Below are 17,869 nucleotides of genomic sequence, written 5' to 3' on the forward strand. Positions count from 1 at the left end.
ATGGCGACTATCAAGGATGTAGCAGCGCTCGCGGGGATTTCCTACACCACGGTTTCCCATGTGGTGAACAAGACCCGGCCGGTCAGTGAAGAGGTTCGGCTCAAGGTCGAGGCCGCGATCAAAAGCCTGGATTACGTGCCCAGTGCCGTGGCGCGCTCGCTCAAAGCGAAAACCACCGCAACTATCGGTCTGCTGGTGCCCAACAGTCTCAACCCGTACTTCGCGGAATTGGCCCGTGGTATCGAGGATTACTGCGAGCGTAACGGTTATTGCGTGATCCTCTGCAACTCCGATGACAACCCGGACAAGCAGCGCAGTTACCTGCGCGTGCTGCTGGAAAAACGCATCGACGGGCTGATTGTCGCGTCCGCCGGCGGCGATAGCGGGTTGGCGCAAGGGCTGGCGGGCGTGCGCACGCCGATGGTGATCGTCGACCGTGGGTTAGAGGGGCTCGATGCGGACATGGTACGCATCGATCATGAATACGGTGCTTATCTTGCGACCCGGCATTTGCTCGAGCTGGGCCATCGCGACATCGCCACTATTGGAGGTCCGGCACATACCAGCGTGGCGCAGATGCGTCTGGCAGGTTACTGCCGGGCCTTGAAAGAGGCTGGCGTCGAAGTGCCGGGAGAATGGATGCTCGAAAGTGATTTCACCAGCATCGGCGGTTACAACGCGGCGACAATGTTGTTGGAAAAACACCCGCCCAGCGCAATTTTTGCCGGTAACGACATGATCGGTATCGGCGTACTGCGGGCCGCCGCCGAGCGCAATATCCGGGTGCCGAGCGAGCTTTCGGTCATCGGTTTCGACGATATTCAAATGAGCCGTTATGTCTATCCGGCGTTGACCACCGTCGGCCAGTCAATCCTGCAGCTTGGCGAAATGGCTGCGGAGGTACTGTTGCGACGGATCGCGACACCTGAACTGGCGACCGATCAGCGGATCGTGAGGCCCAGCATTGTCATGCGAGAGTCGACCGCGCCGCTGGCCGGCGTATTCGACCAATACCGCTGAAGCGAATTGATGAGTAGGGATGTATGCCAGCAAAAGTAGTGGTTGTAGGCAGTCTGAACATGGACCTGGTGACCCGCGCCCAGCGGTTGCCACATGCCGGAGAAACGCTGCATGGCGAGTCGTTTGCCACCGTGTCGGGCGGCAAGGGTGCTAACCAGGCGGTCGCGTCCGCCCGGCTGGGTGCGCAGGTGTCGATGATCGGCTGCGTGGGTGACGATGCTTATGGCGAGCAATTGCGCGCTGCGCTGCTGGCAGAACAGATCGATTGTCAGGCGCTGACATCGGTCGAGGGTTCCAGCGGCGTGGCGCTGATCGTGGTCGATGACAACAGCCAGAATGCGATTGTTATCGTTGCGGGTGCCAACGGTCAGCTGACCCCAGGCATGGTCGCGGGGTTCGATGCGGTGCTTGCAGCGGCCGACGTGATCATCTGTCAGCTTGAAGTGCCGATGCACACGGTTGGTTATGTCCTCAAACGCGGTCGTGAGCTGGGCAAGACGGTGATCCTCAACCCGGCGCCGGCAACGAGCCCATTGCCGGCCGACTGGTATTCGTCAATCGATTACCTGATCCCCAATGAAAGCGAAGCGTCGGCCCTGAGCGGTTTGCCGGTGGACTCTCTGGAGAGCGCCGAGCTGGCCGCGAGCCGATTGATCGCCGCCGGTGCCGGCAAGGTCATCATCACGTTGGGGCCCCAGGGTTCATTGTTTGCCAACGGGCAGAGCTGCGAACATTTCCCGGCACCCAAGGTCAAGTCCGTCGACACCACCGCGGCCGGTGACACCTTTGTCGGCGGTTTTGCCGCGGCATTGGCTGCTGGCAAAAGCGAAGTCGAGGCCATTCGTTTTGGTCAGGTCGCGGCAGCCTTGTCGGTGACGCGGGCCGGCGCACAACCCTCGATTCCTTCCTTGTCAGACGTACAGGCCTTCAAAGCATCATGAAAAAAACACCCTTGCTCAATATCGCGTTGTCGCGGCTGATTGCCTCTCTGGGGCATGGCGACATGCTGGTGATTGGCGATGCCGGTCTGCCGGTGCCGCCCGGCGTTGAGTTGATCGACCTGGCGTTGACCCCGGGTATTCCGGACTTCGTCAGTACCTTGCGTGTCGTACTCAGTGAAATGCAGGTGGAAAGCCATGTGCTGGCCGAAGAAATCCTGCTCAAGCAGCCGCCGGCCCTGCAGGCGATCGACGAGCTGACGGCCAATGCCGCGATGGGTCAGCGGCGGTTGCTGAGTCATGAAGAATTTAAAGTACTTGGCCGACAGGCGCGGGCGATTGTTCGTACGGGTGAATGTCAGCCGTACTGCAACATCGTGCTGGTCGCAGGGGTGACTTTCTAGTCCGTCATATCCCGATTCGATTTATCCACGCACAAGGAGTGCGCTATGTACCGCTATGCTCAACGCCTGCATCACCTGATCCGGAGTCTGCTGCTTTTGTCCTTGCTCACCGCTACAGGCGCCCACGCGGCGGAAAAGATAGATCTGATCATCGACACCGATCCAGGTGCCGACGACGTGGTGGCGTTGCTGTTTGCCCTGGCGTCGCCCGAAGAACTGAACATTCGCGCACTGACTACCGTTGCCGGTAACGTGCGCCTAGACAAGACCTCGCGTAATGCGCGGCTGGCCCGCGAGTGGGCAGGGCGCGAAGACGTGCCAGTGTATGCGGGTGCACCGAAACCACTGATGCGCACGCCAATCTATGCCGAGAACATTCATGGCAAGGAAGGCCTGTCGGGTGTCACGGTGCACGAGCCGAAGAAAGGTCTGGCCAAAGGCGATGCAGTCAGTTACCTGATTGACACGTTGCGCGCGGCCAAGCCTCACAGCATCACTATCGCAATGCTCGGGCCGCAGACCAACCTGGCGTTGGCGCTGATTCAGGATCCGGAAATCACCCAAGGCATCAAGGAAGTGGTGATCATGGGCGGTGCGCACTTCAACGGCGGCAACATTACCCCGGTGGCCGAGTTCAATCTGTTCGCTGATCCGCATGCAGCTGAAGTGGTCCTCAAGAGCGGCGTCAAGCTGACCTATCTGCCGTTGGACGTCACTCACAAGATTCTGACCAGTGACGCTCGCCTTAAGCAGATTGCCGCGCTGAACAACAACGCCAGCAAACTGGTGGGCGATATTCTCAACGAATACGTCAAAGGCGACATGGAACACTACGGCATTCCTGGTGGCCCGGTGCATGACGCCACGGTGATCGCGTACCTGCTCAAGCCGGAACTGTTTACCGGTCGTGCGGTGAATGTGGTGGTCGACAGTCGCGAAGGGCCGACCTTTGGCCAGACCGTCGTTGACTGGTACGACGGCCTGAAAGCCCCGAAGAACGCGTTCTGGGTCGCAAACGGCGATGCTCAGGGCTTCTTTGACTTGCTGACGGCGCGTCTCGCCCGTCTCAAGTAAGTCATGCCCCGCAGGTGCCAGCCTGCGGGGTTTTACTCCCTTTACGTGTGGGCGGCGCCCATGTCGTCGATGGGGTACTTCTCGAATACCTGTTCGATGAACTGTTGAGCAGCTTTCGTGCCCAGGTCCTTGACCAGCAGGTCTATGCCAATGATTGCCAGCTCTTCCGGGGTGCTGGGGCTGTAAGAGCTGTGGCCTTGGGGCCAGCTGACTTTGATGTCGGCGTCGATGGTCACGGTGGTCATGAGTGTCTCGCGAGGTCGGGAAGTCTGTCTGTTGAGTTAACCACCTTGCGCAGCTTTTGGCACTCCGACTTAGGCATGAACAGAGGGCTATGCGACACTTGGGCTTTGTAGATTTCAAGGACAGTGCTGTGCAGATCGATTTGAATACCCCGGATGGCTTGACGCTAGAGGCAGTGCGCCAGCTGCTGGCGTCTGCCAGCGACGATACGCACACCCAGTTGCGGGTCACCAAGTCAGGAATTGCCTACATTTCGTCAGGTGTTGTCGGCGGAACGGATATCGACGGGCTGCTGTTTCGCCTTGAGACGTGGGCCAAGGGCTCCGGGTATGTAGGCATGGTTGCCGCCAGTGATGAGGTCTGGGTCATGCAGATATTCAACGCATTGAAGCAGAACTGGCCGAAGCCACCCTTTGATTACATCGATATCTACTGAGTCTGCTCATATTCAGTCACGATTGCGCACTGAACAGCAGGTGATAGCTCAGGCAAACTTGCGTGTTTGACGGCTTTGAAGGCGGGGGATGGCACTGACCATGAAACCAAGCGCCCAAACGGCTGTCGCACGAATGCAGTTCAACTATTGAAAAGGAGGCGTCATGCCTTGGAAGCTCGCGTCATTGGGTACTTTGCTGGCCGCCGTCATGTTGGCGGGTTGCAGCAGTACCTCCGAGTCGGCAAAAGACCCTGTGGTAGCCGGGGCCGGTAACGGTCGTTGTGAGGCAAAGGCTGCCGAATTCGTCATTGGCAAAAAGGCTTCGCCAGAGTTGCTGGAACAGGCCCGCACGCGTTCCGGGTCGCAGACTGCACGAGTCCTCAGGCCGAACGACATGATCACTCTGGAATACCGTTCGGATCGTTTGAATCTCAACACCGATGCCAACCTGGTCATTACCCGCGTCAACTGCGGCTGATTGCTTCAGGCTTTGGTTGCGCCCATAAAAAACCCCGTCACATGGACGGGGTTTTTTTAGTGCGCCAAGAAATTACTCTGGGCGAACTTGTGCAGCTTGCATACCCTTTTGGCCTTTCTCAGCCACGAAGGAAACGGTTTGGCCTTCTTTCAGGCTTTTGAAACCGTCGCTTTCGATAGCTTTGAAGTGTACGAACAGGTCGTCACCGCCACCTTGAGGAGTGATGAAGCCGAAGCCTTTTTCATCGTTGAACCATTTAACGGTGCCGGTTTGGCGATTAGACATGGTGTATCTCCAAGAAACATATATTTTCAGTAGTGCTGTGCTGCTCAGGCCAACTGGGCACACCGGAGTATCATAGTCGAAATGTTCGATTTGGGAGCCCCCCGGACGTGCTGTTTGCCTTCGTATCGTCTGTTCTTTGTCACTGTATATGGCTGGAAGCCCCGGTTTAAAAGGCCTGCAGCCAAATACATGTCCTGCAAAAAAAGCTGTAAAAGCTGCGTAATTTGTCTGAAATAGCGGTTTTTTGGCTATTTTCTACTCGCCAGAGGCGTTGTTTTTAGCCTCGCAGCAGCTTATTTCTTGACCCGGCAATCCTGAATGGCGTCCAGCGCCTTGGTTCGCAGCTCTGCGCTCGGCTGTTTTGTCTTGCTCATCAGCTCGCTGATTTCGGCCGTTGTAAACTTCTCGTTGAGCTTGTCCGCGCCACAAGCGCAATGCAATTCGGCGGACTTCTGGTCGACGCTCTGACTGGCGGCGGAAACGCAATCCTTCATATAGCTTTCGCGAACCCCGGCAGGCCAGGCAGCCTGCGCGCTCAGCGGGAGCAGCATGATCAGTGGGGAGGCAAGGGCGATAAGGCGGATAAGACGCATAGCTGGAACTCCGTGAGGTCGATAATGTGTGGCGATTCTCAGGCTATTTGAGGTGGGCCGTACATCTCAAGTTCACTTTTTTAATGCAAATGCCCTGAATTCGGCGTTGGTCAAACAAGGTCGCGGCGACGACCGTTCATCTGTGCTAGGATCCAGCGCTTGGGTATTTTCAGGCTCTGGACGATCTGTTCTCCGGTAGCGGCCAATACCCGAATAACCCTGATTTGATCTCCAGTCACTCTGGTTCGGTTCCCGGTTGGCCACAAGGCTCCTGCCGCTGTAAGGCAGGCGTTCATTATTGAATGGCCTGGACTGAATCGCGTACTGGCTGCTCATCCCAACCCACGTGACCTTTGGTAGGGGTCACCACTAGGAGAGGAGGCGCCATGCCCACTATTACTCTTCCCGACGGCAGTCAACGTTCCTTCGATCATCCGGTTTCCGTAGCCGAGGTCGCCGCATCCATTGGTGCCGGTCTGGCCAAAGCCACCGTGGCCGGCAAGGTCAACGGCAAGCTGGTTGACGCCAGCGATGTCATCGACAGCGACGCGACCCTGCAAATCATCACGCCCAAGGATGAAGAGGGGGTGGAGATCATTCGCCACTCTTGCGCTCACCTGATTGGCCACGCGGTCAAGCAGCTGTACCCGACGGCAAAAATGGTGATCGGTCCGGTCATCGATGAAGGCTTCTATTACGACATCGCCTACGAGCGTCCTTTCACTCCGGACGACCTGGCGGCGATCGAACAGCGCATGCACCTGCTGATCGAAAAAGATTACGACGTCATCAAGAAAGTCACTCCGCGCGCCGAAGTGATCGACGTGTTCACCAGTCGCGGCGAAGACTACAAGCTGCGCCTGGTCGAAGACATGCCGAACGAGCAGGCCATGGGTCTGTACTATCACGAAGAATACGTCGACATGTGCCGCGGTCCGCACGTGCCGAACACCCGCTTCCTGAAATCCTTCAAGCTGACCAAGCTGTCCGGCGCCTACTGGCGCGGCGATGCCAAAAACGAGCAACTGCAGCGCGTTTACGGCACTGCCTGGGCTGACAAGAAGCAACTGGCGGCCTACATCCAGCGTATCGAAGAAGCCGAAAAGCGCGACCATCGCAAGATCGGCAAGCGTCTCGGCCTGTTCCATACCCAGGAAGAAGCGCCGGGCATGGTTTTCTGGCACCCGAACGGCTGGACCCTGTACCAGGTACTCGAGCAGTACATGCGTCAGGTTCAGCGTGAAAACGGTTACCTGGAGATCAAGACTCCGCAAGTGGTTGACCGTAGCCTGTGGGAGAAATCCGGGCACTGGGCCAACTACGCCGAGAATATGTTCACCACGCAGTCGGAAAGCCGCGACTACGCGATCAAGCCGATGAACTGCCCTTGCCACGTGCAAGTGTTCAATCAGGGCCTGAAAAGCTACCGTGAACTGCCGATGCGTCTGGCCGAGTTCGGTGCTTGCCACCGTAACGAGCCGTCCGGTGCGCTGCACGGCATCATGCGCGTGCGCGGGTTCACCCAGGACGATGCACACATCTTCTGTACTGAAGAGCAGATGCAGGCCGAATCCGCCGCGTTCATCAAGCTGACCATGGATGTCTACGCCGATTTCGGCTTTACCGACGTCGAAATGAAGCTGTCCACTCGTCCGGAAAAACGCGTCGGCTCCGATGAGCTGTGGGATCGCGCAGAATCGGCGCTGGCCTCAGCCCTTGATAGTGCGGGCCTGCCGTACGATCTGCAGCCAGGCGAGGGTGCTTTCTACGGTCCGAAAATCGAGTTCTCGCTAAAAGATTGCCTCGGTCGTGTCTGGCAATGTGGTACCTTGCAGCTCGATTTTAACCTGCCGATCCGTCTGGGAGCCGAATACGTCTCCGAAGACAACAGTCGCAAGCACCCGGTAATGTTGCACCGGGCGATCCTGGGTTCCTTCGAGCGTTTCGTCGGGATTCTGATCGAGCATTACGAGGGCGCGTTCCCTGCGTGGCTGGCTCCGACTCAGGCAGTGATCATGAATATCACTGATAAACAGGCAGATTTTGCCGCTGAAGTTGAAAAAACTCTCAATCAAAGCGGTTTTCGTGCCAAGTCTGACTTGAGAAATGAAAAGATCGGCTTTAAAATCCGCGAGCATACTTTGCTCAAGGTTCCCTATCTCTTGGTTATTGGAGATCGGGAAGTCGAGATGCAGACTGTCGCTGTGCGTACTCGTGAAGGTGCTGACCTGGGCTCGATGCCCGTCGCCCAGTTCGCTGAGTTCCTCGCGCAAGCGGTTTCCCGGCGTGGTCGCCCAGATTCGGAGTAATTATTATTAAGCGTGAAATGAGACAAGATAAACGAGCTGCACCGAAAGCCCCGATCAACGAGAATATCTCGGCACGCGAGGTTCGGTTAATTGGCGCTGACGGCGAGCAGATTGGCATCGTCTCGATTGATGAAGCGCTTCGTATTGCTGAAGAAGCCAAACTGGATCTGGTGGAAATTTCCGCCGACGCAATCCCACCGGTTTGCCGTGTGATGGATTACGGCAAATCGATCTTCGAAAAGAAGAAGCAGATTGCCGCAGCGAAAAAGAACCAGAAGCAGATTCAGGTAAAAGAAATCAAGTTTCGTCCAGGGACGGAGGAAGGGGATTACCAGGTAAAACTGCGCAACCTGGTACGTTTCCTGAGTGACGGGGACAGGGCCAAGGTATCCTTGCGATTCCGCGGCCGTGAGATGGCCCACCAGGAGCTGGGGATGGAACTCCTCAAGCGGGTTGAAGGTGACCTGCTCGAGTACGGTTCGGTCGAACAGCATCCTAAGATGGAAGGACGCCAGCTAATCATGGTCATCGCCCCGAAAAAGAAGAAGTAATCAACAGGGCACGGCAGGCCTTGCGATTATGTTTATCAACTGAATGCGGAGTATCCGAACATGCCAAAGATGAAAACTAAAAGTGGTGCTGCTAAGCGGTTTCTGAAAACTGCTAACGGTATCAAGCACAAGCACGCTTTCAAGAGCCACATCCTGACCAAAATGTCGACCAAGCGTAAGCGTCAACTGCGCGGTAGCAGCTTGCTGCATCCGTCTGACGTGGCAAAAGTCGAGCGCATGCTGCGCCTTCGTTAATTTTTGGTTAAGAATAGAGGAAGTAACTCATGGCTCGTGTAAAGCGTGGCGTCATTGCCCGTAAACGTCACAAAAAAATTCTGAAACTTGCTAAAGGCTACTACGGCGCTCGCTCGCGCGTATTCCGTGTTGCCAAGCAAGCGGTAATCAAGGCAGGCCAATACGCCTACCGTGACCGTCGTCAGAAAAAACGTCAGTTCCGCGCTCTGTGGATCGCTCGTATCAACGCTGGTGCACGTATCAACGGTCTGTCCTACAGCCGTTTCATCGCCGGCCTGAAAAAAGCGTCCATCGAGATCGACCGTAAGGTTCTGGCTGATCTGGCAGTGAACGAAAAAGCGGCGTTTGCTGCGATTGTCGAGAAAGCTAAAGCCACCTTGGCTTAAGTACCCCCGACAGTCACCCGGGTTCACCTCTGTGGGCCCAGGTGTTAAACGTCATAAATAGGGGAAGAGCCTTCAAGCTCTTCCCCTATTTTGTATCTGGAGTCTGTACATGGAAAACCTGGATGCGCTGGTCTCTCAAGCACTAGAGGCTGTGCAAAGCGCTGAAGATATCAATGCCCTGGAGCAAATCCGGGTTCACTACCTTGGCAAAAAGGGTGAATTGACTCAGGTGATGAAGACCCTGGGGAATTTGCCGGCAGAAGAGCGCCCGCAAGTCGGTGCCCTGATCAACGTTGCCAAGGAGCGTGTCACAGAGGTTCTCAATGCGCGCAAGGCACTGTTTGAAGAGGCCGACCTGGCCGCCAAACTGTCCGCCGAGTCCATTGATGTGACCCTGCCTGGCCGTGGTCAGACCTCGGGTGGTCTGCATCCGGTTACTCGCACTCTGGAACGTATCGAACAGTTCTTCACCCATATCGGCTACGGCATTGCCGAAGGCCCTGAGGTCGAAGACGACTATCACAACTTCGAGGCGCTCAACATCCCAGGCCATCACCCGGCCCGGTCGATGCATGACACCTTCTATTTCAATGCGAACATGTTGCTGCGCACCCATACCTCGCCGGTACAGGTCCGCACCATGGAATCGAAAAAGCCGCCGATCCGCATCGTCTGCCCAGGCCGTGTGTATCGCAGTGACTCCGATATCACTCACTCGCCGATGTTCCACCAGGTCGAAGGCCTGCTGGTCGACCGCGATATCAACTTCGCCGACCTGAAAGGGACCATCGAAGAGTTCCTGCGCGTGTTCTTCGAAAAAGAACTGGCAGTGCGTTTCCGTCCTTCGTATTTCCCGTTCACCGAGCCGTCCGCCGAAGTCGACATGGAATGCGTGATGTGCAGCGGTAAAGGCTGCCGCGTCTGCAAGCAGACTGGCTGGCTGGAAGTGATGGGCTGCGGCATGGTTCACCCGAACGTGTTGCGAATGTCCGGGATCGACCCGGAAGAGTTTTCGGGCTTTGCCTTCGGCATGGGCGTTGAGCGTCTGGCCATGCTGCGTTACGGCGTGAACGACTTGCGTCTGTTCTTCGACAACGACTTGCGGTTCCTCGCGCAATTTCGCTAGTCGTAACGAATTCTTAGGAGAGCAGGATGAAATTCAGTGAACAATGGCTGCGCGGCTGGGTAAGCCCGCAGGTAAGTCGCGACGAGCTGGTTGCTCGTCTGTCGATGGCCGGTCTTGAGGTCGATAGCGTTACGCCGGCCGCCGGTGAATTCAGTGGCGTGGTGGTGGGCGAGGTGCTGAGCACCGAGCAGCACCCGGACGCCGACAAGCTGCGTGTTTGCCAGGTCAGCAATGGCACGGAGACCTTCCAGGTAGTTTGCGGCGCGCCAAACGTGCGCCCGGGCCTGAAGATCCCGTTCGCCATGATCGGTGCCGAACTGCCAGGCGACTTCAAAATCAAGAAAGCCAAGCTGCGTGGCGTTGAGTCCAACGGCATGCTGTGCTCGCAAGCCGAATTGCAGATCGGTGAAGGCAACGACGGCCTGATGGAATTGCCGGCCGATGCGCCGGTCGGTCAGGACATTCGTGAATACCTGAGCCTGGACGACGCCAGCATCGAGGTCGATCTGACCCCGAACCGCGGCGACTGCCTGTGCCTGGCCGGTCTGGCCCGTGAAGTCGGTGCGCTCTATGCTGCCGAAGTCACGCGCCCGGTCGTTGCCAGTGTTCCAGCCGCGCACGATGAAGTGCGTTCGGTTGAGGTTCTGGCGCCCGCCGCTTGCCCGCGTTACCTGGGTCGCGTGATCCGTAACGTCGACCTGTCCAGGCCTACGCCGCTGTGGATGGTCGAGCGTCTGCGTCGCGCTGACGTGCGCAGCATCGATGCTGCCGTCGACATCACCAACTACGTGATGCTGGAACTGGGTCAACCGCTGCACGCTTTCGATCTCGCCGAAATCAATGGCGGCATCCGCGTGCGTATGGCCGAAGAGGGCGAGAAGCTGGTGCTGCTCGACGGTCAGGAAGTCAGCCTGCGTAGCGATACGCTGGTGATTGCCGACCACTCCCGCGCCCTGGCGATTGCTGGCGTGATGGGTGGCGAGCACAGCGGTGTTTCCGCGACCACTCGCGATGTCTTCCTTGAAAGCGCGTTCTTCGATCAGATCGCCGTTGCTGGCAAGGCTCGTTCCTACGGCCTGCACACCGACGCCTCGCACCGCTACGAGCGTGGCGTGGACTGGCAGCTGGCCCGTGAAGCCATGGAGCGCGCCACTGGCCTGCTGCTGGAAATCACCGGCGGCGAAGCTGGCCCGATCATCGAAACCGTCAGCGAGCAGCACCTGCCGTCGATTGCTCCGGTCACCCTGCGTGCCCAGCGCATCACCCAGATGCTGGGTATGGAAATGGACTCAGCCGAAGTCGAGCGTTTGCTCAGCGCTTTGGGCCTGAAGATTTCCGCGGACGGGGCAGGGCAGTGGCACGTAGAAGTGCCAAGCCATCGCTTCGATATCAGCCTGGAAGTCGACCTGATCGAAGAGCTGGCCCGTCTGTACGGTTACAACCGTCTGCCGGTTCGTTACCCGCAAGCCCGCCTGGCACCGCAAGCCAGGGCTGAAGCGCGTAGCGATCTGCCTGAGCTGCGCCGCCTGCTGGTGGCTCGTGGTTATCAGGAAGCGATCACCTACAGCTTCATCGATCCGAAGCAGTTCGAACTGTTCAACCCAGGCGTCGAGCCTCTGTTGCTGGCCAACCCGATCTCCAACGACATGGCCGCCATGCGTTCGTCCCTATGGCCGGGTCTGGTCAAGGCGCTTCAGCACAACCTGAACCGTCAACAGGACCGCGTCCGTCTGTTCGAAAGCGGTCTGCGCTTCGTCGGTCAGCTGGAAGGCCTGAAGCAAGAGCCAATGCTGGCCGGTGTGGTCTGCGGCGGCCGTCTGCCGGAAGGCTGGGCACAGGGTCGCGATACCGTGGACTTCTTCGACGTCAAAGCTGACGTGGAAGCAGTGCTGGGCTTTGCTGGTGCGCTGGATTCGTTCACATTCGTACCAGGTAGTCACCCTGCGTTGCACCCGGGTCAAACCGCGCGCATCGAGCGTGAAGGTCGCGTAGTCGGTTACATCGGCGCTATCCACCCTGAATTGTCGAAAACCCTCGGTCTCGACCGTCCGGTCTTTGTTTTCGAGCTGGTGCTGGCCGAAGTGGCGTTGGGCAAAATGCCTAAATTCAGCGAGTTGTCGCGCTTTCCTGAAGTGCGTCGAGACCTTGCGCTGCTGGCGGACAAAGACGTTGCAGCCAGTGCTGTACTGGACGTAATCCGTGAAAATGCAGGCGAATGGCTGACGGACCTCAGGCTATTTGACGTGTATCAGGGTAAAGGTATTGATCCGCATAGAAAAAGCCTTGCAGTTGGCTTGACCTGGCAGCATCCATCGCGCACTCTTAATGACGATGAGGTGAATACCACGACGCAAAACATCCTCACCTCGCTCGAACAAAGGTTGAACGCCACGTTAAGGAAGTGACGTATGGGGGCTTTGACGAAAGCTGAGATGGCGGAACGTCTGTATGAAGAGCTGGGCCTGAACAAGCGGGAGGCCAAGGAATTGGTCGAACTGTTCTTTGAAGAAATCAGGCACGCTCTTGAAGACAACGAACAGGTGAAGTTGTCCGGTTTCGGCAACTTCGACCTTCGTGACAAACGCCAGCGGCCTGGCCGCAATCCGAAAACGGGAGAAGAAATCCCGATCACGGCTCGCCGTGTGGTCACCTTTCGTCCAGGGCAGAAGTTGAAGGCCCGAGTTGAGGCTTATGCTGGAACCAAGTCATAACGACGAGCTTCCCGTCATCCCAGGCAAACGCTACTTCACCATTGGTGAAGTCAGCGAGCTTTGTGCGGTAAAACCGCACGTGCTGCGCTACTGGGAGCAGGAGTTTCCTCAACTCAACCCCGTCAAGCGCCGCGGAAATCGCCGGTACTATCAGCGCCAGGATGTGCTGATGATCCGGCAGATCCGCGCGTTACTCTATGACCAGGGGTTCACCATCGGCGGAGCGCGCCTGCGCCTTTCCGGCGATGAAGCCAAAGACGACACAACCCAATACAAGCAAATGATCCGCCAGATGATCGCCGAGCTCGAAGATGTTCTGGTGGTACTCAAGAAATAAATTCCTGCTTTTAAATACTTCCAGTTTTCAAAAGCTTGCGATATATTCTTGAGCGTTCCTCGAGATGAGGAACAGGTTTCACGCCTAGTCGGGGCGTAGCGCAGTCCGGTAGCGCACTAGCATGGGGTGCTAGGGGTCGAGTGTTCGAATCACTCCGTCCCGACCATATTTTTCAATGACTTGGGCCAATGTTCACAGCATTGGCCTTTTTCATTTGCGTGACTTTTGCGTGACTCGTTGTGAGTTCACGCCGCTTTTGGCCCTTTTTCGCGCTGCCTTTGGCACCAACCCTGTCTGATATTTCTCTTCCTTTCTCCGCTTTTTCGCATGTCAGATTGTCTTGCCAAACGCCCTGTTTCCGGGCGATTAGGGCATTTTTTCTTACCCGTTCCGCGGCGCTAAACCCTGGAAGCTCAGTTCCGATTCTTCGTTCTTAAAGGTCACCATCCCAAATCAGCGAAACCGGCTGTACGTCACGCCGGCCGTGCCTTTGAAGACAAACGGAAGCAGCGAAAGCACCTTTAGGCCGGACTTCCGATTGTGCGCTAGGGAAACGGAACAGAGCGCGGGGAGGGCGCATCAATTCGAATTGATTTCTGAGGGCCTGTGGGCCTCCTGAAGACCCTTTGATCCCAAGGCCCAGGGGCCGATTTGGAATCAAACCATCGCGTCTGAGAGCCTGACTGATACCTCCAAATTCGACGTTTTTGGGCCCAAACCACAGTGCCAAACAGACCGCAAATTCACCCGACTTCTTGCTGTTTTGGTGGCAAACCATTTTGCAGGTAGTTGGCACCGATTGAGTGCCGCTGAACCCTCGAAAGATCCGTCGGCCGCGGCTTCTAGCGGTCAGCTCGGAATCTCTTGCAAGGTCCTGGTCGGTGCCAAATCCGCTGCTAACTCACACATCCCGCCACTTCCTGGCGCACAGGTTCAACACCCGAATGACCCGTTGCAGCGCGATGTTCACCGTCCGGTTCGTCACCGGTTTTTTCCCATCCGTGGGTTTCAGCTTCGACTTGATGTTCGGGGCTAAGGCTTCGTCATCTATATGGGTGATCGGTATGTCCCTAATGAAGGGGGCCAGCTGAGCGATGTACGTCGCTGAAATGTGGATTGAGGCCTGGTCCTTAAAGCCTCCGCTGGTCTTCGTCCGTCCCGATACGGTCAATGGCGTGGCCGGCTTTGCATGATGAGGCTGATTGGCTCAGCGGGTAACTGGACGGGGTTCTATGTCCGCGCCTACAACGTCAACACAGCCCAGCCGAATGGCCGGTATTTCGTTGCGGCGTTTGGGGCGCAGCCGGTTGTGCAGTACGGTATGCGCTTATGGGGTGGGGCGGGCAATCTACTATTCGACTCCGGAACATCCTGCGCCACGTTCACCAGGGCGTTTCAAAACTGGAGCTATGTCAGGGATGACAAAGACCCGCAAGGTCTGACAAGGATCTATTACACGGTTCCGTTCAACTTCCCGCAAAACGAGTATCTGCTGCTCAACAACTTCGGCATGAACATGACCTCGGGTAGTGGTATCCCTCGGAACCTCTATTGCTGGTGGGACTTCCCCAACAACACGCTGTACGCCATCACAATTGCCGCATCAAACCCGATTGCGTTCTTTCTCCCGGCCGTGTTCGCAAAGATGAACGCGTAGCCTCAACACTCTGCAAGGATATCGCTTATGCCCTGGTACAAGGCCGGGACGGTTTCGGTCGTCCAAAATTCCAACGCCGTGATTGGTACTAACTCCGCGTTCATTGCCAATAGCCGGGTCGGTGATGGCTTTCGCGGCCCCGATGGTGGCTGGTACGAAGTGACCAACATTGCCAGTGATACGGCGATGTCGATTGATCCGCCTTACAAAGGCACAACGAACAATGCCGGCGGCTATGCGCTGGCTCCGCTTCAGGGTTACGTCAAAGACTCTGCTGATGCTTTGCGCAGCATCGTCAATCAGTATGGTGCCAAGCTGGCGTCTCTGGGCACTACGGGCAACTACGACATCCTGCCGGTCAGTAAGGGGGAACCGCCGGAACTGACCAGGCATCCGCCCGAACCGGGCTGGGCCTTGGTACCGCCGCAACGCGGAATGCAGGGACAGCCCCAGGGCAGTTGATGCTGGTGGGGTCGGGGGGGGCTGCTGGGGCTGAACACCCCGGCAATCAGTAGCACGGGCACGGTTCCCGGGTTCAGCTCGCAGTATTACGCCTCTGGCACTCAGTACGTCGCCTTTGACGGGGCGATCAATCAGCACTTCACCAACCGCTACGACGACGGCGTCAATGCTGTGATCGGAATCATCGCCATAGGCGGTGGTGGCGAGAACGGAACAGAGCCCAGGGTTGGGGTAAAGCTGGAGAAGATGACGCCAGGCACCGTGAACTCAACCGGTTCAACTGTCTGGCGCTATCTCTACCACACTGGCAATACCACTCGTGCTGCTGACGGCACATTGAAGGCGATCTGAGCATGGCAAGAGCAGCGATTAATGTGCTGGGCGCGACGGGTGAGATGTATGACTTAGTCTCTCAAGGCACCATAGACGTCGACTCATACCGAAGGTCGAGCGGTGTTTATTGCATTACCGGCTGCCTAGGTATGGTTCCCTTTCCGCCGCTTGATGAGGGGTGGGGCTACACCGTGAGCCAGGTGGATGGCCGGGCAGATGTTGAGATCGATTACGCCGACAAGGTGCTGACCGCGACTGTCACCAGGGACGGTTAGCCCTATGACCTCAAGCACATGATCACCTTACACATCTTGGTTCCGGATCTACCTCCTGTAGAGGTTCTTAACCCCCGAGATAATGCAGCTCTAGGCCGTTGACAACGGCCTTTCATAGCTCCTAAGCCCTGTGCTGAGCGGGCATATGTTGTGATATTAACTGGCTATTGCATGTGGGACTTATGTACGATGTCTGCCGGACGAGCCTATTACATTACCTTGGAGTTGTCAGAAAGGGACTTCTATATGCCAAAGACCTCAAATATCAACATTACAGTTTCCCCCCTTCATGGTATCGATCCTGTTGCAGGATCAGATAAAAGTGTCCCCCTCGATGGTTTATTTGCGTTGATCGAAAGCTCCATGAGAAACGCTCCTGAAAATGCTGTGCGTCTAGTCAGCTGGCTGCGGACCCTGGCAATGAGTTCAGACCCAACCTGGCAGGACAAATCGATTGGCTATGTAAGAAGCTGCTGGGCTTTTGGAGTATTCGATCTAGCCACCCTGCGACGGTTGGAAGGACTGATTCAAGAGCAGTCGAGGTAGAGGTAGGTGCTGGTTTGAGACACTTGCGCTCTACTTGGCACGAATATTGATATTGCCGAGCATCATCACGTCATTGCCCACCGAAAGTGGATAGAGAGCTACCTATTAAATGTCCATCTCGAATGGGGGGTATTTAGGCTGATTGCGGGCCCCGCACAGCAAGCATGGCAACCGCCGCGCTGACCAGAAAGTCCAAAAGCCCTATCGCCGCAATCTTCTAGCCGTTTTCTTGCGGCGTGGCAGAGTGGTACAGCTTTTTGGTAGTTAAGGCTTTTCCAACGCGGATCATGGGCTTCTCAATGTATGAGTAAGTTGCATGCGAAAATATAATGGTCAAGGCGGTAGAGACTGCAAGTGCGTAGCAAATGGTTTCAGTGATACCAAGGTTTAATTTGTTGATGGTGAATAGGGTTGTGTATATAAATATCATATGATTTATATATATGGAGTATGAGATTTTTCCTAAGTATGAAATTGGGCTGCTTCTAAGGGCGCTGGAGATAAACTCTTGGGCGATATTAGTGCGGTGTGCTAGGGAACAATATGAGACGATAATCCATATTGATAGAGCTGCTGCGTCCGTCCACATGAATGGAAGTGCGCATATTGCGGGTAAGATTGGTGATAATTTTGCTTTTGATCTGTACTTGCTAGAGTAAAATGTTGCAATCCCGATTCCGAAAAGGGAAAGGTGCTGGCCGATATAGCCGCCACCTAATTTGCTGTTGAATAAAATCAATAGCACGATAAGGGCGGCTAGCACAGGGAGTTTATACAGTCTATGCCTGGGCCTGGCGAGGAAGTAGGCGACAGGTGCCAGTATGTAGAACTGCCACTCTACCGACACGCTCCATGCCTGTCCCACTAGGGTATAGGCCGAGTTTGTCAGTACGCTATCTGGGATGAGTCCTTGGATAAGAAGTAAGTGTGCTGCCAAGTGTTCGTTTAAGTTATATATCGCAGCATCGATAAGCGAAATTCTGGCGGCTGTCATTGGCGCTGCTGGAGAGACTGTTAGCACTTCGCGAGTAAATGGCAGCATAAGTGTGGAGATTGCTAGTGCTAGCAAATACGCCGGAAACAGCCTGAAAACTCTATGTGTTAGAAATGTTCGATAGCGTTGATGTTCTCTGTCAAGCAGACTAAATATGACAAATCCGCTTAATATTATAAAAACCTGTACCGGTACAGTATTCCAAAGGTTGGGGCTTGGTAAGTTATGACTCACTGAAAGCCCCGACAGCATATGCCCAATAACAACCCATACCGCTAGGATTCCGCGAAGACCTTCGAACTCTGAGATGAACCCTTTATTTAGCGTGTCGTTCATTTTTCCGTTCATTCAACAAATCCAAGCTTCGTATATGCATTGACTCAATTCATAGCCGGCCAGTCTAACAACTCTGGAGCTTTTCAGGAGAATTGAATGCTCACCCCCGAAGCGCACGTG

At 56.0% G+C, this 17,869-nt stretch carries 20 protein-coding genes, 1 tRNA gene and 3 pseudogenes; 19 read left to right on the forward strand and 5 right to left on the reverse strand.

The genetic code is table 11. The annotated features are described in order from the left end of the window. From AO353_RS20830 to AO353_RS20845, 4 genes are read left to right on the forward strand one after another with little or no spacing between them, the layout of a single operon-like run. On the forward strand, nucleotides 1–1,020 hold the full coding sequence (locus AO353_RS20830) for a LacI family DNA-binding transcriptional regulator (protein ID WP_054596653.1): 1,020 nt from the start codon (nucleotides 1–3) through the stop codon (nucleotides 1,018–1,020). Between the two features lie 23 nt (nucleotides 1,021–1,043). Then, on the forward strand, nucleotides 1,044–1,961 hold the full coding sequence (gene rbsK, locus AO353_RS20835) for a ribokinase (RefSeq protein ID WP_054596654.1): 918 nt from the start codon (nucleotides 1,044–1,046) through the stop codon (nucleotides 1,959–1,961). Continuing rightward, on the forward strand, nucleotides 1,958–2,362 hold the full coding sequence (gene rbsD / locus AO353_RS20840; RefSeq protein WP_054596655.1) for a D-ribose pyranase: 405 nt from the start codon (nucleotides 1,958–1,960) through the stop codon (nucleotides 2,360–2,362). The genes rbsK and rbsD overlap by 4 nt, the downstream gene beginning before the upstream one ends. Before the next feature lie 45 nt (nucleotides 2,363–2,407). Next, nucleotides 2,408–3,436: a nucleoside hydrolase gene (locus tag AO353_RS20845; RefSeq protein ID WP_054596656.1), complete on the forward strand. Its 1,029-nt coding sequence runs from the start codon at nucleotides 2,408–2,410 to the stop codon at nucleotides 3,434–3,436. Nucleotides 3,437–3,477: 41 nt separating this feature from the next. On the opposite strand, the gene AO353_RS20850 is transcribed toward AO353_RS20845, so the two are convergent. After that, nucleotides 3,478–3,681: a hypothetical protein gene (locus AO353_RS20850; RefSeq protein ID WP_054596657.1), complete on the reverse strand. Its 204-nt coding sequence runs from the start codon at nucleotides 3,679–3,681 to the stop codon at nucleotides 3,478–3,480. A gap of 128 nt (nucleotides 3,682–3,809) precedes the next feature. Between AO353_RS20850 and AO353_RS20855 the strand changes: the two genes are divergently transcribed. Next, on the forward strand, nucleotides 3,810–4,115 hold the full coding sequence (locus AO353_RS20855) for a hypothetical protein (protein WP_054598288.1): 306 nt from the start codon (nucleotides 3,810–3,812) through the stop codon (nucleotides 4,113–4,115). A gap of 163 nt (nucleotides 4,116–4,278) precedes the next feature. Next, a complete protein-coding gene (locus tag AO353_RS20860; protein ID WP_054596658.1) occupies nucleotides 4,279–4,593 on the forward strand; it encodes an I78 family peptidase inhibitor in 315 nt (104 codons plus the stop codon). Nucleotides 4,594–4,665: 72 nt separating this feature from the next. On the opposite strand, the gene AO353_RS20865 is transcribed toward AO353_RS20860, so the two are convergent. Beyond that, the gene (locus AO353_RS20865) at nucleotides 4,666–4,878 is read right to left on the reverse strand and encodes a cold-shock protein (RefSeq protein ID WP_003179963.1); all 213 of its coding nucleotides are present in this window, start codon (nucleotides 4,876–4,878) and stop codon (nucleotides 4,666–4,668) included. A gap of 293 nt (nucleotides 4,879–5,171) precedes the next feature. After that, nucleotides 5,172–5,471, reverse strand: a complete 300-nt coding sequence (locus AO353_RS20870) for a hypothetical protein (protein ID WP_054596659.1) — start codon at nucleotides 5,469–5,471, stop codon at nucleotides 5,172–5,174. Nucleotides 5,472–5,857: 386 nt separating this feature from the next. Between AO353_RS20870 and thrS the strand changes: the two genes are divergently transcribed. The 9 genes from thrS (at nucleotide 5,858) to AO353_RS20915 (ending at nucleotide 13,312) form a co-directional block, all read left to right on the forward strand. After that, the gene (gene thrS / locus AO353_RS20875) at nucleotides 5,858–7,780 is read left to right on the forward strand and encodes a threonine--tRNA ligase (RefSeq protein WP_019692640.1); all 1,923 of its coding nucleotides are present in this window, start codon (nucleotides 5,858–5,860) and stop codon (nucleotides 7,778–7,780) included. After that, nucleotides 7,780–8,331 carry a translation initiation factor IF-3 gene (gene infC, locus AO353_RS20880; protein ID WP_173860028.1) on the forward strand — a complete coding sequence of 184 codons (552 nt, stop codon included), beginning with the start codon at nucleotides 7,780–7,782 and terminating at the stop codon, nucleotides 8,329–8,331. Before thrS ends, infC begins: the two co-directional genes overlap by 1 nt. Nucleotides 8,332–8,391: 60 nt before the next feature. Then, nucleotides 8,392–8,586, forward strand: coding sequence for a 50S ribosomal protein L35 (rpmI, locus tag AO353_RS20885; protein ID WP_002553160.1), 195 nt, complete (start codon nucleotides 8,392–8,394; stop codon nucleotides 8,584–8,586). Between the two features lie 29 nt (nucleotides 8,587–8,615). After that, nucleotides 8,616–8,972 carry a 50S ribosomal protein L20 gene (gene rplT, locus AO353_RS20890; RefSeq protein ID WP_007905879.1) on the forward strand — a complete coding sequence of 119 codons (357 nt, stop codon included), beginning with the start codon at nucleotides 8,616–8,618 and terminating at the stop codon, nucleotides 8,970–8,972. A gap of 109 nt (nucleotides 8,973–9,081) precedes the next feature. Next, entirely contained in the window at nucleotides 9,082–10,098 is a 1,017-nt protein-coding gene (pheS, locus tag AO353_RS20895) for a phenylalanine--tRNA ligase subunit alpha (RefSeq protein ID WP_054596661.1), read from the forward strand. A 26-nt stretch (nucleotides 10,099–10,124) separates the two neighbouring features. Beyond that, nucleotides 10,125–12,503 (forward strand): phenylalanine--tRNA ligase subunit beta, encoded by a 2,379-nt coding sequence (gene pheT, locus AO353_RS20900; protein WP_054596662.1) that lies wholly within the window; start codon nucleotides 10,125–10,127, stop codon nucleotides 12,501–12,503. Between the two features lie 3 nt (nucleotides 12,504–12,506). Continuing rightward, nucleotides 12,507–12,809: an integration host factor subunit alpha gene (gene ihfA / locus AO353_RS20905; RefSeq protein WP_002553164.1), complete on the forward strand. Its 303-nt coding sequence runs from the start codon at nucleotides 12,507–12,509 to the stop codon at nucleotides 12,807–12,809. Next, nucleotides 12,790–13,146, forward strand: coding sequence for a MerR family transcriptional regulator (locus AO353_RS20910; protein WP_003179985.1), 357 nt, complete (start codon nucleotides 12,790–12,792; stop codon nucleotides 13,144–13,146). Before ihfA ends, AO353_RS20910 begins: the two co-directional genes overlap by 20 nt. Before the next feature lie 89 nt (nucleotides 13,147–13,235). Beyond that, a tRNA-Pro gene (locus tag AO353_RS20915) sits at nucleotides 13,236–13,312 on the forward strand. A gap of 741 nt (nucleotides 13,313–14,053) precedes the next feature. Here the strand turns inward: AO353_RS20915 and AO353_RS31630 are convergent. After that, nucleotides 14,054–14,281 (reverse strand): annotated as a pseudogene (locus tag AO353_RS31630) (site-specific integrase); the annotation flags it as partial. Between AO353_RS31630 and AO353_RS20920 the strand changes: the two are divergent. From AO353_RS20920 to AO353_RS31120, 4 genes and pseudogenes are all read left to right on the forward strand, one after another. Further along, a pseudogene (locus AO353_RS20920) lies at nucleotides 14,274–14,803 on the forward strand (hypothetical protein); the annotation flags it as partial. The pseudogenes AO353_RS31630 and AO353_RS20920 sit on opposite strands and share 8 nt — an antisense overlap. A gap of 27 nt (nucleotides 14,804–14,830) precedes the next feature. Further along, nucleotides 14,831–15,142, forward strand: a pseudogene (locus AO353_RS20925) (tail fiber domain-containing protein); the annotation flags it as partial. Between the two features lie 476 nt (nucleotides 15,143–15,618). Continuing rightward, nucleotides 15,619–15,873 (forward strand): hypothetical protein, encoded by a 255-nt coding sequence (locus tag AO353_RS20930; protein WP_054596663.1) that lies wholly within the window; start codon nucleotides 15,619–15,621, stop codon nucleotides 15,871–15,873. 246 nt (nucleotides 15,874–16,119) lie between these two features. Continuing rightward, nucleotides 16,120–16,419, forward strand: a complete 300-nt coding sequence (locus AO353_RS31120) for a hypothetical protein (RefSeq protein ID WP_146016085.1) — start codon at nucleotides 16,120–16,122, stop codon at nucleotides 16,417–16,419. A 217-nt stretch (nucleotides 16,420–16,636) separates the two neighbouring features. Here the strand turns inward: AO353_RS31120 and AO353_RS20935 are convergent, their stop codons facing one another. Then, the gene (locus tag AO353_RS20935) at nucleotides 16,637–17,761 is read right to left on the reverse strand and encodes an acyltransferase family protein (RefSeq protein ID WP_081013777.1); all 1,125 of its coding nucleotides are present in this window, start codon (nucleotides 17,759–17,761) and stop codon (nucleotides 16,637–16,639) included. Nucleotides 17,762–17,869 lie beyond the last annotated feature (108 nt).

The sequence above is a fragment of the Pseudomonas fluorescens genome (assembly GCF_001307155.1).
Lineage (GTDB): Bacteria > Pseudomonadota > Gammaproteobacteria > Pseudomonadales > Pseudomonadaceae > Aquipseudomonas > Aquipseudomonas helvetica.